The organism is Pseudomonas sp. LS_2, from assembly GCF_042709235.1.
Classification (GTDB): domain Bacteria; phylum Pseudomonadota; class Gammaproteobacteria; order Pseudomonadales; family Pseudomonadaceae; genus Aquipseudomonas.
In genome coordinates this window covers 1-14,042 of sequence record NZ_JAVAYC010000038.1, presented here as the reverse complement: position 1 = coordinate 14,042, position 14,042 = coordinate 1, and the positions used below count along the sequence as shown (strand labels likewise).

Below are 14,042 nucleotides of genomic sequence, written 5' to 3'. Positions count from 1 at the left end.
CGCCGGGGGCGCGTAGGTAACTAATGAAGAAACCACGCCCCAAAAACCTCCAGGCTGAGCCCCCTACACCCGCCGCGCATCCCGCCTGACCGCCTGCGGCGGCACCCCGAACCCGCGCATGAACACCTCGCGCATATGCCGCCGATCGCGGAACCCGGTCTCCCGCGCCACCTGCTCCAAACTGTGTCGACTCTGCTCGATCATCAACCGCGCCGCCTCCAAGCGCAAACTCTCCACCGCCTTGGCCGGCGACTGCCCGGTCTCTGCCGTGAACACCCGGGTAAACTGCCGTGGGCTCAAGTGCACCGCCTCGGCCAGCTCCTCCACACTCAAGGGCCGGCTCAAATGCCTACGCGCATACTCCAGCGCATGCTGGATCCGGTCCGACTTCGGCGACAGGGTCAGCAACTCCGAATGCTGCGACTGGCCGCCCGAGCGGCGCTGGTGCATCACCAGCTTGTGCGCCACCGAACGCGCCACCTCGGGGCCGAGGTCTTTTTCCACCATCCCGAGGGCCATGTCCAGGCATGCAGTCATGCCCGCTGAGGTCCACACCGGGCCGTCGACGATGAAGATACTGTCGTCCTCCACCTTGATCGAGGGGTAGCAGCGCTGCATGTCCTTGGCAAAGGCCCAATGCGTGGTCGCACGGCGTTTGTCCAGCACGCCGGCATGGGCCAGCACGAACCCTCCGGTACAGAGTCCAGCCGTGCGCCGCGCGCTTTCCACGAAGCCGCGCACGCTATTGAGCAACTGGGGTGACGGCATCGACAGCGGGGTCAAGGTGCCTGCCACCATCCAACTGTCGGCAAGGCCCGGCGCGCCCAGCGGCAGGGTTTCGATCATCAGGCCCAGGGTCGAACGCACCATCCCGCCCTCGACCGAGAAGTTCTTGATGCTGTAGACCCGTTCGCCCACCACGATGTTGGCGAACTCGAATACCGACTGCGAGGCCAGCGCCATCACCTGGAAACCGTCGCTTACCAAATACCCTACCCGGTGCATGCCTGTGCTCCTGACCGTAATGTCCTGAAACACTACCTTATGCGTCGTTCAAGACATGCGCAAGGTCGCGCATCATGGCGCCACACCTCATCGACGGAGCGGCACCATGACTCAGACCCACAAAGGCACAGCGCTGGTAACCGGCGCATCCACCGGTATCGGCGCACTCTACGCCGAGCGCCTGGCGCAACGCGGCTACGACCTGGTACTGGTCGCCCGCAACCGCGAGCGTCTCGATACCCTTGCCAGCCGCATCACCCAGAGCACCCAGCGCAGCGTAGAAGTGTTCCCCGCCGACCTTGGCAATGCGGCAGACCTGGCCCAGGTAGAACGCAAGCTGCGCGAAGACGCCAGCATCACCCTGCTGGTGAACAATGCAGGCATCGGCACCCACACCAGCCTGGTACAAAGCGACATCGAGCGCATGGCCGAGATGATCGCCCTCAACGTCACCGCCCTCACCCGCCTCACCTACGCCGCCGTGCCAGGCTTCATCGCCCGCCAGCAAGGGGGAGTCATCAACATTTCCTCCATCGTCAGCCTGGCGCCGGAGCTGCTCAACGGCGTGTACGGCGGCAGCAAGGCCTACGTCACGGCCTTCACCCAGTCGCTGCACAAGGAACTGGCCGGCCAAGGCATCCAGGTGCAGGCCGTGCTGCCCGGCGCTACCGCCACCGACTTCTGGGAAATCGGCGGCCTGCCGGTGGAGCACCTCGACCCCGGCATCGTCATGTCCGCCGCTGACCTGGTCGAGGGTGCCCTGCAGGACTTCGACGCCGGCGTGCTGATGTCCATCCCGTCGATGCACGACCTGCAGCACTACCAGCACTACGAGAACAGCCGCCAGGCGTTGTTCAGCCACTTGTCCAGCAACCAGCTCGCCCCGCGCTACAACGCCAACTGAATTCATCGAAAAGGACCCAAGCCATGAAACTCAGCGACAACACTATCTTCATCACCGGCGGCACCTCGGGCATCGGTCGCGCGCTGGCCGAAGCCTTCCACCAGCGGGGCAACACCGTGATCGTCGCGGGTCGGCGCCAGGCACTGCTGGACGAGATCGCCCGTGCCAACCCCGGCATCGACACTGTCCAGCTGGACATCAACGACCCACAGCAGATCAAGGACGTCGCCCAGGAAGTCATCCGCCGTCATCCGTCGCTGAACGTGATCATCAACAATGCCGGCATCATGCCGTTCGACAACCCGGCCTCGGGCGAGCTCGACGACGAACAAGCCGTAGGCCTGCTGCAAACCAACCTGCTCGGACCGGTTCGGGTCAGCGCAGCGTTCGTCGAGCACCTCAAGCGCCAGCCCGATGCGTACATCATCAACAACAGCTCGGTGCTGGCGTTCCTGCCGCTGGCAGCCACCGCCCTGTACTCTGCGACCAAGGCGGCGATCCACTCCTACAGCCTGTCGCAGCGCTTCTCCCTGCGCGATACCCGCGTGAAGGTGCTGGAAATCGCGCCGCCGTGGGTCGATACCGACCTGATCCACAAGAGTGGTGACGCGCGCGCCATGCCGCTGGACGACTTCATCCAGGAAACCCTGGCCAAGCTCGCAACCGCGACCACCGAAGTGCTGGTGGACCGAGTCGTCCCCCTGCGGGCCAATCAAGGGGCGAACGAGCATGGGCTGATCCACCAGTTCAACCAGTCGTTGGTGGAGAACCCCATTCCGGTGGCGTGACGCCCAGACACGCAAAGCCACGGCTGCCGCGCATTCAATGCCGCGCCAGCCGTGGCCTTTGGTCTTTCCCCGCCCTCAGGGTCTCGGCCCAGGCAAGATGCTGGGGCACTGCTTGGCCGCGACGCCGCCTCGCCAACGCGGCGAGCTTCGTCTCTGAGTCTTCACCACGATTTCAGCGTTTGTGCAGTTCGTGGTCACGCGCCGTTTTTTGCGCCGTCGAGTCATGTGCTGTACCGGTTGAACCATCCGGCCGATGAGCGTCGTTGTCTCGCTCCTCCTCACCATGCGAGCGGGTCTGCGTATCCGGCGCTTGTGCTGGGGGCTGATTCTTCATGTTGTTCTCCTGGCCTTTTGTGTTCAGGCGATGACGGCCCGGTGCCGCGCGTGCTTGCGCGTGGCCGGGCAATAACCCAGATAGCCAGCCCTCGCGGCACTGGCCTCTTTGACAAGGGAAGCCAGGGCATGACGGAAAGTTCAGGCGAGGTTGGCGTGATGGGATAGGCGGGCGACAAATGCGATGAACCAATTCCCCCTGGGTTACGTCCATCGCATAACAACAAGCGAATCGATACGGGAGTCCTCGTGAGCGAGATCCGCATTGGCATTTCCGGTTGGCGCTATGGCCCCTGGCGCAAGGACTTCTACCCCAAGGGGCTGCGCCAGGACGACGAACTGGCCTTCGCCTCGCGGGCGGTCAACAGCATCGAGATCAACGGTTCGTTCTACGCGCTGCAGACACCGGAACGCTATGCGCAGTGGCGAGACGAGACGCCGGAGGGGTTCGTGTTCGCGGTCAAGGCACCGCGCTACATCACGCATGTGCGCAGGCTTCGGGAGATCGACGAGGCATTGGCCAACTTCTTTGCCTCCGGCCCCCTGCTGCTCGGCGACAAGCTGGGGCCGTTCTTGTGGCAGTTTCCCCCGAACTTTAAATTCGATGTGCAACGCTTCAGCGACTTCCTGGCCAAGCTGCCACGCGACCGCAAGGCCGCCCGAGCCCTTGCCCGTCAGGCAGCCGACCGCCTCCAAGGCAACGGCGGCACGGCCATTGGCGGTAATGCGCGCCTGCGTCACGCCGTGGAAATCCGGCACCCCAGTTTCCTCTGCGACACCTTCATCAACCTGTTGCGCAAGTACAAGGTCGCCTTGGTGGTCGCCGACAGCGCCGGGAAGTGGCCGTATGTCGAGGAGGTCACGGCAGATTTCGTCTACCTGCGCCTGCATGGCGATGTCGAGCTCTACAGCAGCGGCTATACCGCCAGTGCGTTGCGCCGCTGGCGCCTGCGCATCCAGGCCTGGGCCGCGGGCAGCCAGCCGGAGGATGCCAAGCGCGTCCTGCACCGCGCCCCGCCGAAGCGCGATTCCCGCGACGTGTACTGCTACTTTGACAACGACCAGAAAGTGCATGCGCCCTACGATGCGCGTCGCCTGCTGGACAAGCTCGGCCTGGGCGGCGAACTGGTGACCGAGCCCGGCGTAGAACCGCAGGAGTTGCGATGAACGCGCCCCTGCCCTCTCGAACGTTGGCTACCCGCCCCTGCTGCCGGCAGTGGCCACTTACCGGGCTCCCGAGAAGTGCCAAGGCCTTGCGCCGACAGCCTGGGGCGGCCCTCGACAAACGCTGATGGGCCGTCGGGCCCGGGAGGTACGTCATGCGGTTCATTGTGTGTGTAACGCTGCTGGGCACCTTGGCCAGCGGGCAGGTGCTGGCCGAAGGCTGCGACGTGCTGACCCGCTCATCCAGCGAGGCCGTCAAGCCGGTGCAGCACCATACCTGCTATAGCTACGAAAACATGCCCGCCGAGGCGATCGACTGGTCGTGCAGCAACGAAAGCAAGGAAATGCTCAACAGCCAGAAACGCAAGGTGCAGCGTTGCGCCAACGGCAGCGTGGGCAGTTGCATCGCCCCGCTGACCCAGGAGACCTTGGCCAACCCCAACGCCGCGGGGCGTGACGGGGCTGCCCCCAAGCCCACCGTGCCCAAGAATGCGCGCATCACTACCTACTACTACGACACCCCTGACCTGGGCCAGGCACGCAGCGATTGCGAGCGCAACAACGGAGTCTGGCAAACCCACTGAAGCCGCGCAAATCATGTTTAGGGCGGCCGCACTTCACGACAGGAAATGATTCAACGTTTCGTTTTGAACTCCCTGCGCCGTCGGTGCCTCCCAAGTTCGAGACCTGCGAATTTTCCAGGAGCGCACCATGGCCAAGCCTCTGCAGGAATACCAGCGCAAGCGCGATTTCAACGCCACCCCCGAGCCTGCCGGCAAACGCCCCCGCCAGCGTTCGGTGCATGCGCTGCAGTACTGCGTCCAGAAGCACGACGCCAGTCACCTTCACTATGACTTCCGCCTGGAACTCGACGGCACCCTGAAAAGCTGGGCGATCCCCAAGGGGCCCTCGCTGGACCCCAAGGTTCGTCGCCTGGCGGTGCATGTCGAGGACCACCCTCTGGATTACGCCAACTTCGAAGGCAACATTCCCGACGGCCACTATGGCGCGGGCGACGTGATCGTCTGGGACCGGGGTGTCTGGGAGCCTGAAGGTGACCCGCGCGAGGCCTACGCCAAGGGCAAGCTGCGCTTTCGCCTGCAAGGCGAGAAGCTGTCGGGTGTATGGAACCTGTTCCGTACCCACCTGGCCGGCAAGAAGGAGCAATGGCTGCTGGTCAAGTCAGACGACGGTCAGGCGCGCAGCGAGGCAGACTACAACATCGTCGAAGCGCTACCCGACAGTGTGCTCAGCGACCGTACCTTGCCGCCGCGCCAACCCGCCAAGCCCGCGCCCCGCAAGCGCAAGAGCACCCCGAAAGCCTTGCCGGACGAGCTGCAACCGCAGTTGGCCACCTTGGTCGATTCCCCTCCCAGCGGCGACTGGCGCTACGAAGTGAAGTTCGATGGTTATCGCATCCTGGCACGCATCGACGCAGACGACGTGCGCCTGTTCACTCGCAACGGGCACGACTGGAGCAAGAAGATGCCTCGCCAGGCCGAGGCATTGAAGGCCCTGGGGCTCGACTCGGCGTGGCTGGATGGTGAGATGGTGGTGTTGGGCGACAACGAAGTGGCCGACTTCCAGGCCCTGCAAAATGCCTTCGACACCGAGCACGACGAACGCATCGTCTATTACCTGTTCGACTTGCTCTTCCTGGGCGGCGAGGACCTGCGCGAGCTACCCGTGCAGGCACGGCGCGAAACCCTTGCCCGGCTGCTGGAAGATAACGAATCGCCGTTGCTCAGGTATTCCGCAGACTTCGCCGAGCCGGTCGATTCACTGCTCGACAGCGCCTGCCGCCTGGGGCTGGAGGGGCTGATAGGCAAACGTGCCGACAGCCTCTACACAGGCCGGCGCAGCAGCGACTGGATCAAGCTCAAGTGCAAGCAGCGCCAAGAGTTCGTGGTCGTCGGCTATACCGACCCCAAAGGCAGCCGCACCGGCTTCGGCGCCCTGCTGCTGGCCCTGCACGACAAGGACAGCGGCCAGCTGCGCTATGCCGGCAAGGTCGGCACTGGCTTCAGCGCCATCACCTTGAACAGCATCCTCGCCCGCCTGGAACCGTTGCACAGCGACAAACCCCGCCTCGACAAGCCGCCAACCGGCGCCGAGGCGCGCGGGGTGCATTGGCTCAAGCCGCAGCTACTGGCTGAAGTCGCCTACGCGCAGATGACCCACGAAGGCATCGTACGCCATGCCGTGTTCCACGGCCTGCGCGACGACAAGCCAGCTACCGACATCGATAGGGAGCGAGCAATGCCTGTCAGGAAAACCGGAAAAGCCCAAGCCGAAGGCCTGGGCAATTTGCGTCTGACCCACCCCGACCGGGTAGTCGATGCGTCCAGCGGCACCACCAAGCGCGAGGTCGCGCAGTACTACGCCCAGGTCGCCGACTGGCTGCTGCCGCAACTCAAGGACCGGCCCGTGGCGTTGGTCCGCGCCCCGGACGGTTTGGGTGGCGAGTTGTTTTTCCAGAAGAACAGCGGCCAGCTGCATCTGCCCAACGTGCTCAACTACAGCAAGGCCCAGGCCGGCCAGGCAGCCATGGTGCTCAATGGGGCCGACAGCCTGCTGGCAGCGGTGCAGATGAACACCCTGGAATTGCACACCTGGAATGCCACCGACAAGGACTTCGACAGGCCCGACCGCCTGGTTCTCGACCTTGATCCGGACCCGGCGCTGCCATGGAAGGCCATGCTCGAGGCCACCCAACTGACCCTTACCCTGCTCGACGAGCTGGGCCTGAGGGTATTTCTCAAGACCAGCGGCGGCAAGGGCATGCACCTGGTCGTGCCCTTGACCCGGCGCGCCGGCTGGGACGAGGTCAAGGACTTCAGTCATGCCTTGGTGCAGCACATGGCCGCGCTGTTCCCCGATCGGCTCAGCGCGGTCTCCGGGCCAAAGAACCGGGTCGGACGGATCTTCATCGACTATCTGCGCAACGGCAAAGGTGCCACCACTGTCGCCGCCTATTCGCTGCGCGCTCGCGAGGGCTTGCCGGTGTCGGTACCTATCTGGCGCGAAGAGCTGAGCGAGTTGAAGGGCGCCAATCAATGGACCCTCCACAACCTGCACGAACGGCTTGCGCAAGTGGACGATCCCTGGGCTGGGATGGGCCAGGTCCGGCAATCGATTACCGTGCGCATGCGCAAGCAACTTGGGCTTATCTGATGTAGCGCTGTTAAGTGTGGATGCAGTGGCCCGCCCTGCTGCGGGCTGTTGCAGCGGCTCTGTGTACAGGCTCGCGTGACCAGCGCTGCTTCACGGGCAGCAACGTGCCGTGGTCCGGCGCCCACACGTGCAGGCGCGGGCACAACGGGCCTTGCAGTTCTGCCCGAGGGCCGTCCCGCTCATGACGCCTTGGGCGAGCGCTTGGCCGCAGGCTTCTTCGCCTTGGTCTTGCCGCCGAGGCTGCGTTTGAGCAGCTCCGTGAGGTCGATGATATCCGCGCCTTTCTGGCCTGTAGCGCCCTCGGCTTTCTCGACTGTTTCGATCTTGCCCTTGCTGGCCTTTTCTTCTACCAGCTCAAGAATGGTCTGGCGAAACGCATCATGGTATTCGTCGGGCTCCCATGCTCCGCCCATGTCTTCCACCAGGCGCTTGGCCATGTCCAGCTCGCGCTTGTCTACCTTGGCGTCGGTCACACTCTTGTCCAGCTCAAGGGTTTCCAGGCCACGCACTTCGTCAGGCCAACGCAAGGTAATCATCACCAGCGCGTCCCCAAGCGGCCGCAAAAGCGCGAGGTGCTGTCGGGTGTGCAGCACCACGGTAGCCAGGGCTACCTTTCCGGTTTTTCCCAAGGTTTCTCGCAGCAAGGCGTACACCTTGCCGCCACCGCGATCAGGGCTCAGGTAGTAGGGCGTGTCGAAGTGTTGTAACGGTATGTCGCCAGCATCGACGAACGAGAAGATATCGATGGTCTGGGTTGCCTCGGGCCGGGCCTTGCGAATTTCCTCTTCGCTGATGACCACGTAACGCCCTTTCTCGTACTCCACGCCCTTGACGATGTTCTCCTTGTCGATCTCCTTGCCCGTGACTTTGTTGATGCGCTTGTAGCCCACCGGGTCCATGCTGCGTTTGTCCAGCCAGTCGAAATCCACCCGTTCGCTGCGCACGGCGGTGTTGAGTGAGACAGGAATGTGCACGAGTCCGAAACTGATAGCGCCTTTCCATATTGCCCGGGCCATGGTCAGCTCCTATGCGTCCAGCGGTTGGCCGGGTTGGCTATAGCGCAGCGTCCCGCAACGCTCGCAACACTGGCAGTTGAGCCCGGCAATTTCACCGACCAGCACGCTGCTCCATTGGCAGCCTCGCAGCAGGCAGACAAGTTTCATACGCCACCTCCATGGCCCGGAAAAATCGGGCGCTTACAAGGACAGACTGCGCAGTCCGACGAAGGTTTATTCGAACAGACCTGGGGCCACGCACAGGCCTTGCTTCCCAATGCCGACAATGCAAGGCCGCGCCATGTCGGCATCAGCCCCGACGGGTAACGGTCAGGGTCACGGCGGCGATGCGCTCTACCTGTTCATAGCCGGGCTCGAGCAATTGCTCGCTGAATACATCAGGGTCCAGTTCCCGGTAGGTCCAACTGAATGCAGGCCCGGCCAAGCGCAAACGAACGGCTTCAAGCAACGCGTCACGCCCGTCGACGATCGCGACGCCGGTGTACAGCAGCAGCGTACCCCCGACCGTCAGGCGCTCGCAGGCCTGCTCGACGATGCGCAGCGAAAGCTCCGCCCCCAGCGCTCCCCCGCCATGGCGGTAGGCACGTTGACCCTCGTCGAGCATATAGGGAGGGTTGGCCACGATCAGGTCGAAAGTCCCGGCAAGGTCGTCAAGCAGATTGCTTGGCTCCACCGAGACATTGGCCACGCCGGCCAAGGCGGCATTGATGGCGGTATGGCGCAGGGCCATGGGGTTGATGTCCACGGCGCTGACCTGCGCATGCTGCGCAGCGCGCGCGATCAGCAGCGCGCCGATACCACTGCCGCAGCCAATGTCAACGGCATGCTGCACACGCTGGGGACTGTGCCGCAGATGGTCCTGGATCACCTGTGCGAAGCGGTAGCTGTCCGGGCCAAAGAACACCGCGTCGCGGCTATCGGTCGGCCAGGCAGAATGCACCAGCAGCAGGTCGTCGAGGCTGGACCAGCGCACCGTGCTACGCCAGAGCGTCCCATGGGCCTCCAGCACGTCGGCAACACGTAGCTGCTCGAGTTCGTCGGCGCTGAGCAGCGAGGTGGCAAAGGGTCGGCTCCAGCCGAACACATCGCGCAAGTTGCTTGCCGGGCGTGACGCGGCGCGGACATTGACCCTGGCGTGGGTCGCCGGGGTCACGCAGGTGAAACGATAGCCGTCGGCACGCAAACGACGCCCCAGTTGCAGCAAGGCCTCATCGGCACGCGCCTGGTCTTGGTCGAGCAGCATCAGTTGGGCCCTCCGGGCATCAATCCGGTTGCCTGTATGAACGCGCGGGTAGCGCGCAGCCCCTGGGGCGTGGAGTGGCGATTGCCGGCCATCGCTTCGATCATCGCCGCGATGTCCGTGGCCTGCGTATCGACAGGTACCGGCTCCATGGGCAAAGCGTTCTCCCACTGCCCAGGCAGCACGCGGCGCGTACCGGCGCCCTGCCAGGTACCGGCGATCCAATCGTGCCACAGCTGCTTTTCATAGGCGTCGAACACGCCGAACATGGCCGCTGTCGGGCCATCGATCAGTGACCAGAATCGACTTTGCCTAGGGTCACTGTCGCGCTTGATCCAGCCCTGGGACTGCAGGGCCTCTAGGAACCCCGGCATTTCACCGGGTTCGGCGAGCCACTGGTTAATGGTGCGTCCTTGCAAGCGACAGCGGTCGGAATGCATGCACTGCCCATAGACACGCTTGCGCTCCAGCGCGCCGAGCAACTCGGCCTGCAAGTCGAACGAGGCAATCAATGACGGCGTGTCGATGCCCAGGTCATTAAGCCGGTAGCCGTGCCTGACGCGCTCGTAGAAGGCCGGCCCCTGGTCCTGGGACAGCTGGGCAAAGCTCTCCAGGGAGTGCCGTGCATGACCGCTGCCCGCATTGTCGATCGTCACATGCAGTTGAAAGTAATGAGCGTCGATACCCAACTCCGCGAGCTCGTGGGTAGTGATCAGCAGATGCAGGGGTGGCTGCTCGTACCCCAGGTTGTAACCGATCACTTCTGGCAGGAACCGCTCGCACTGCTGCCCCAGGGCCAGTTGCAGCGTACCTTGCAGATAACGTTCGGGGGCCAGTGGTGCGCCCTGCAGGCAACCGAGGCGGCTGAGCAGGCGCTGATAGATCAACACATGGTTGCAGCGCGGGTCGCCGTCGCCCAGCTCTTCGAGGAACGTGCGGATCAGCCCGTGATAGCGCGGGTCTGCCCAGTGCCGCAGCATGCCATGCAGCCATGCGCCATCAACCGCCTTGGTCGGCGCTACCTGTTGCAGGAACCACAGCGCATGCGCACGGTTGCTGAAATAGCGGCGAGGAGCGCCCTGGCGCCGCTGCTCCAGGTAGGCAGCATGTTCACTGGCGACCCTGTCTACCTGGGCGACAGACCACTGTGGTAGCTGGCCAGGATCGTCCGGCAGGTCGTCTGCAAGGCTGCGCACATGACGCAGTTGCTCTTCCAGCCAGGGCTGCGCGCCCGCATCACGCCCTTCGAGCAACGCGTTATAGCGATGCTCGAGGCCCATGCTCGCCTCGTAAGTTGCGGTTGAACCCTTTGTCATCGTTACCATTCCCGCTACCTCGCTCATTGATTCTTCGGCTCGGTCGCAGGGGACGAACGCGTGGCAGGCGGGTCGGGTTGCTGCATCTGCAGCGATGGCTTGCTTGGGTCGGCGTCCTTCGCTGGATGATCGTTGTCACGCTCAAAACAGCCACTGAGCAGCGCAAGAGTGGCGCCCAGCAGCGCTGTGGCCAATTGGTTCCTGTTCATAAGGGGCTCGTTGTTTTTTGTGAAGACCTAAACAAACGAGTTCATATCGCCGACAGGATTCGGTTTGATTTCGACGCAGCAGATGAGCGGTTCTACGGGATTTCGCATTGAACCCTTTGCAGCCAGGAACGGTTCTTGCGCGGGGCTGCGGGCATGCCGGCCCGCGCGCAACGTCAGAGCGACACCAGCCCATTCTCCAGCGCGTACTTCACCAAGGCTGCTGCCGTATCGATGTTCAGCTTGCGCCGAATGCTCAGCCGGTAGGTCTCCACGGTACGCACGCTGATCCCCAGCTCCCGGGCCATCTCCTTGTTGTTGGCGCCTCTGGCGATCATCGCCAGCACCTGTATTTCACGAGGCGTCAGGTCGTTCTCGTCGCGGCTGTTGCTGACCAGCTTGCGGGCGATTTCCGGGCTGTAGAAACTGCCGCCGGCAACGATGGCCTCGATGGCCGCCACCAGCTCGGTGGACGGCGCGTTCTTCAGCACATAGCCCAGGGCCCCGGCGTTGATCGAGGTGCGCACGTATTCCTGGTTGTCGTACATGCTCAGCATCAGGATCTTGATGCCGGGGTATAGTGCGCGCAGCTTGCGGGTCAGCTCCAGGCCGTTGATGTCCGGCAGGCCGATGTCCAGCAGCAGGATGTCCAGCTCGGTACAGGCCACCAGTTCCAGCGCCTGGGCGCCGGACTCGGCCTGACCGACCACCTGGAAGTTCGGCAGCGCACTGAGCAGCGACTTGACGCCGTCGCGCACCAGGACGTGGTCATCGACCAGGGCGATTCGGATGGGGCTGTTGGTGCTCATGGCAGTCTCGGGTATTCGGGGGGTAAAAAGGCCGCTCAAGCGCGGCCTATCGGTATCTGCACCTGCAATTCCGTGCGCCCCTGGTAGGAGGCGATGCTGAAGCTACCACGGTGGTGGTCGACCCGCTCGCGGATGTTGCGCAGGCCGATGCCATGGCTTTCGTCGGCAGCATCGGGGTCGAAGCCCACGCCGTTGTCCTGCACCCGCAGCACGATCAGGCCTTGGCGGGCCGAGAGCGAGATTATAGCGGCGCTTGCCCGGGCATGGCGCTCGATGTTCGCCAGCGCCTCCTGGATGATGCGGAACAAGGTCAGCGCCAGGTCAGCGTCCACCTCGGTATCGTTCAGCCCACACGCGTACTGGGTATGGATCGCCGTGCGCTGCTCGAACTCGCGCACATGCTGGTCGATGGCCGGCGACAGCCCGAGGGTGTCGAGCAGCGAGGGGCGCAGGTCGTGGGAAATACGGCGAATCTCGCCAATCGCCGCCCCCAGCCGGGTGGTGCCCTTGCGCAGGTTCTCCAACCCTTCCTCGCGACCGCTGGCCACTTCCATGGCGGCCAGTTCGAACTGGAACTTGATCGACACCAGCAACTGGCTGATGCCGTCGTGCAGCTCGCGCGATACCCGCGAGCGCTCCTCCTCCTGGAGGTTGACGATGCGCTGGTTGAGCACCGACAGCTTGCTGTCGGCCAGGCGGTGCTCGCTGACGTTGAGCATCAGCCCACCGGCGAAGATCACCAGCACCGCCAGCAGGGAAAACGAGCCGATCGCCAGAACCGTGGTCAGTACGCCCGAGGCGACTTCCTGGCGCGACTTCAAGGTGGCGACCTCGACGTCGTCGATATAGATACCGGTGCCCAGCATCCAGCCCCAGCGTTCGAGCATCACCACGTAGGCAAGCTTGCCGGTGCTCAGGCCCGTGGAGGGCTTTTGCCAGGCGTACAGCTGGTAGCCGTCGCCTTTCTCGGCGCTTTTGAGCAACGCCTGGATCACCGGCAGGCCGTTCTTGTCGGTCATGCCGATCAAGTCCTTGCCCACCAGGTCAGCCTGGCGGGGGTGCATCAGGCTCTTGCCGTGGCGGTCGTAGACGAAGAAATAGCCATCCACGCCGAAGCTGGCATGGGAAAGAATCTGCAAGGCGCGCTGGCGCGTCTGCTCGTCGTCGGCGCCGCTGTCATACAGCGGGGCGATCAGGCTCATGGCCAGTTCCAGGTAGTTCTTCAGCTCAGCCTTCTTGGTGGCCATGATGCTGCTTTCCACCAACCGCGCCTGTTCTTCCTCGAGCTTGCGACTCTGGGCGAAAACCAGGACGCAGATGAACAGCACCGACACCAGCAACGGCAGGACGCTGAGGGTGACGATCTTGTGTTTGAGCTGCATGGTGGGTACCCAGAAATGAAAAGGGGCCGCTTCGCGGCCCCTCTTTTATGACACGTTCAGCGGCTCAGCAGCAACGCACGGGGCGACCACTGCCGCCTCCGTAGCGCGCGTCCTGGCGCTCACGGAAGAAGGCTTCGTAACTCATCACCGGCTTGTCCGGATGCTGGGTCTGCATGTGCTCGACGTAGTAGTCGTAGTCAGGCATGCCAACCAGCATCCGAGCGGCCTGGCCGAGGTACTTGCCCATCTTGCCCAGGTCGTTGAACATCGATCTGTCCTCAGGCCTCAGGCATAGGCTGGAACGGCGACTCCTTGTCGGTACGTTCTTCCTTCACCCAGGCACGGCGACCGACCTTGATGGCGAAGTACAGGATGCTCAGCGTCACGCACAGGAACAGTACGCTCAGCGTGGCATTGGTGTAGGCGTTGAACACCACGTGCTGCATCTGCCCCAGGTTCTTGGCCGGTGCCAGTACCTGGCCGGCGTCCAGCGCCGCGCTGTACTTCTTGGCCAGGGCCAGGAAGCCGACCGCCGGGTTCGGGTCGAACAGCTTGATCAGGCTGGCGGTGACGGTGCAGATCAGCAGCCAGGTAGCCGGTACCAGGGTGACCCACACGTACTGCTGGCGCTTCATCTTGATCAGCACCACGGTCCCCAGCATCAGGGCGATACCGGCCAGCATCTGGTTGGAGATACCGAACAAC

At 63.6% G+C, this 14,042-nt stretch carries 16 protein-coding genes; 5 read left to right on the top strand and 11 right to left on the bottom strand.

Features of this window, described 5'->3' with window-relative positions; genetic code table 11:
* Positions 1-63 precede the first annotated feature (63 nt).
* A complete protein-coding gene (locus RAC97_RS22820; RefSeq protein ID WP_375101945.1) occupies positions 64-1,005 on the bottom strand; it encodes a GlxA family transcriptional regulator in 942 nt (313 codons plus the stop codon).
* A gap of 106 nt (positions 1,006-1,111) precedes the next feature.
* On the opposite strand from RAC97_RS22820, the gene RAC97_RS22815 reads away from it, so the two are divergent.
* Positions 1,112-1,909: an SDR family NAD(P)-dependent oxidoreductase gene (locus RAC97_RS22815; protein ID WP_375101944.1), complete on the top strand. Its 798-nt coding sequence runs from the start codon at positions 1,112-1,114 to the stop codon at positions 1,907-1,909.
* Positions 1,910-1,932: 23 nt separating this feature from the next.
* Positions 1,933-2,697, top strand: coding sequence for an SDR family oxidoreductase (locus RAC97_RS22810; protein ID WP_375101943.1), 765 nt, complete (start codon positions 1,933-1,935; stop codon positions 2,695-2,697).
* 172 nt (positions 2,698-2,869) lie between these two features.
* Here the strand turns inward: RAC97_RS22810 and RAC97_RS22805 are convergent, their stop codons facing one another.
* Entirely contained in the window at positions 2,870-3,031 is a 162-nt protein-coding gene (locus RAC97_RS22805) for a hypothetical protein (RefSeq protein ID WP_375101942.1), read from the bottom strand.
* Between the two features lie 248 nt (positions 3,032-3,279).
* Between RAC97_RS22805 and RAC97_RS22800 the strand changes: the two genes are divergently transcribed.
* The 3 genes from RAC97_RS22800 to ligD all read left to right on the top strand — a co-directional run bounded on the left by RAC97_RS22800 (position 3,280) and on the right by ligD (position 7,368).
* Positions 3,280-4,197, top strand: coding sequence for a DUF72 domain-containing protein (locus tag RAC97_RS22800; RefSeq protein WP_375101941.1), 918 nt, complete (start codon positions 3,280-3,282; stop codon positions 4,195-4,197).
* Between the two features lie 152 nt (positions 4,198-4,349).
* Positions 4,350-4,778: a hypothetical protein gene (locus RAC97_RS22795; RefSeq protein WP_375101940.1), complete on the top strand. Its 429-nt coding sequence runs from the start codon at positions 4,350-4,352 to the stop codon at positions 4,776-4,778.
* A 127-nt stretch (positions 4,779-4,905) separates the two neighbouring features.
* Positions 4,906-7,368 carry a DNA ligase D gene (ligD, locus tag RAC97_RS22790; protein ID WP_375101939.1) on the top strand — a complete coding sequence of 821 codons (2,463 nt, stop codon included), beginning with the start codon at positions 4,906-4,908 and terminating at the stop codon, positions 7,366-7,368.
* A gap of 179 nt (positions 7,369-7,547) precedes the next feature.
* On the opposite strand, the gene RAC97_RS22785 is transcribed toward ligD, so the two are convergent.
* The 9 genes from RAC97_RS22785 to RAC97_RS22745 form a co-directional block, all read right to left on the bottom strand.
* Positions 7,548-8,384, bottom strand: a complete 837-nt coding sequence (locus RAC97_RS22785; RefSeq protein WP_375101938.1) for a Ku protein — start codon at positions 8,382-8,384, stop codon at positions 7,548-7,550.
* 9 nt (positions 8,385-8,393) lie between these two features.
* The gene (locus tag RAC97_RS22780) at positions 8,394-8,531 is read right to left on the bottom strand and encodes a PSPA7_2676 family Cys-rich small protein (RefSeq protein ID WP_375101937.1); all 138 of its coding nucleotides are present in this window, start codon (positions 8,529-8,531) and stop codon (positions 8,394-8,396) included.
* Between the two features lie 142 nt (positions 8,532-8,673).
* On the bottom strand, positions 8,674-9,627 hold the full coding sequence (locus RAC97_RS22775) for a methyltransferase (RefSeq protein ID WP_375101936.1): 954 nt from the start codon (positions 9,625-9,627) through the stop codon (positions 8,674-8,676).
* On the bottom strand, positions 9,627-10,949 hold the full coding sequence (locus RAC97_RS22770; protein ID WP_375101935.1) for an iron-containing redox enzyme family protein: 1,323 nt from the start codon (positions 10,947-10,949) through the stop codon (positions 9,627-9,629). Before RAC97_RS22770 ends, RAC97_RS22775 begins: the two co-directional genes overlap by 1 nt.
* A gap of 14 nt (positions 10,950-10,963) precedes the next feature.
* Positions 10,964-11,149, bottom strand: coding sequence for a hypothetical protein (locus RAC97_RS22765; protein WP_375101934.1), 186 nt, complete (start codon positions 11,147-11,149; stop codon positions 10,964-10,966).
* 173 nt (positions 11,150-11,322) lie between these two features.
* Positions 11,323-11,955 (bottom strand): response regulator, encoded by a 633-nt coding sequence (locus tag RAC97_RS22760; protein ID WP_375101933.1) that lies wholly within the window; start codon positions 11,953-11,955, stop codon positions 11,323-11,325.
* A gap of 35 nt (positions 11,956-11,990) precedes the next feature.
* Complete coding sequence (locus RAC97_RS22755; RefSeq protein WP_375101932.1) at positions 11,991-13,337, bottom strand: cache domain-containing protein; 1,347 nt, start codon at positions 13,335-13,337, stop codon at positions 11,991-11,993.
* Positions 13,338-13,401: 64 nt separating this feature from the next.
* The gene (locus RAC97_RS22750) at positions 13,402-13,605 is read right to left on the bottom strand and encodes a YbdD/YjiX family protein (protein WP_375101931.1); all 204 of its coding nucleotides are present in this window, start codon (positions 13,603-13,605) and stop codon (positions 13,402-13,404) included.
* A gap of 10 nt (positions 13,606-13,615) precedes the next feature.
* Positions 13,616-14,042 (bottom strand): carbon starvation CstA family protein (locus RAC97_RS22745; protein ID WP_375101930.1); only part of this gene is annotated, 427 nt, incomplete at its 5' end.